1 protein-coding gene is annotated in these 997 nt (G+C 60.4%); it reads left to right on the top strand.

The window, feature by feature from the left end; translation table 11 throughout:
• Positions 1-165: 165 nt before the first annotated feature.
• Positions 166-997, top strand: an 832-nt coding sequence (locus ENZ75_RS32900) for a cytosine permease (RefSeq protein WP_206617168.1), incomplete at its 3' end; no start/stop codon positions are given.

The raw sequence follows: 997 nt of genomic DNA, 5'->3' as shown, positions 1-997 counted from the left end.
GTCCAGCGATGACCCACCATCGCCTTGCATCGATAATCGCAGTTCTCATTGAATATCTTTAAGGCCAAAGCCGGCAAATAGGTTGCTTGTCGGTTCCCCTGCGGCAGGCTTAACCTGCACGCGGCCAACGCGTGAGGGCGCGTGCTGCAAAAGGGGAACATTGCCATGACGATACAGGGTGCTTCACCTGATCTGTACAACGAGGATTTGGCTCCGGCCAAAGTTCGAAACTGGGGACCATTCTCGATCTTCAACGTCTGGACGTCGGACGTCCACAGCCTTTGGGGCTACTATCTTGCCGCCAGTCTGTTCCTGTTCTGCGGCGGCTTCGTCAATTTCATCATCGCCATAGGCATCGGCTCGCTGATCATCTACGCGCTGATGAACATGGTCGGCTATGCCGGCGTGAAGACGGGCGTGCCCTACCCCGTGCTTGCCCGCGCCTCTTTCGGCATCTGGGGCGCCAACATACCGGCGCTGGTGCGCGCCGTCGTCGCCTGCTTCTGGTACGGCGCGCAGACTGCCGCCGCCTCGGGCGCGATCGTGGCGCTGCTGATCCGCACGCAATGGTTCGCCGATTTCAACGCCAGCACGCACTTCCTCGGTCATACCGGCCTGGAGGTGATCTGCTTCGTGGTCATCTGGGGGCTGCAATTGCTGATCATCCAGAACGGCATGGAAACGGTCCGCCGCTTCCAGGACTGGGCCGGCCCCGCGGTGTGGGTGATGATGCTGATCCTGGCGATCTATCTCTGTGTCAAATCCGGGAGATTTGCCTTCACCAGCGACATCCCGATGGACGTGCTGCTGGACAAGACGAAGGATGCGGGCGTGCCCGGCACGCCTGGCTCCTGGACCTCGCTGTTTGCGGTGGCCGCGATCTGGGTCACCTATTTCTCGGCGCTCTATCTCAATTTCTGCGATTTCGCCCGTTACGCGCCTGACAAGGCATCGCTGCGCAAGGGCAACATCTGGGGCCTGCCGATCAACCTGATCC

This window comes from Mesorhizobium sp. M7A.F.Ca.CA.002.04.1.1 (genome assembly GCF_004022805.1).
GTDB lineage: Bacteria > Pseudomonadota > Alphaproteobacteria > Rhizobiales > Rhizobiaceae > Mesorhizobium > Mesorhizobium ciceri.
This window is presented reverse-complemented; position numbering and strand designations above follow the sequence as displayed.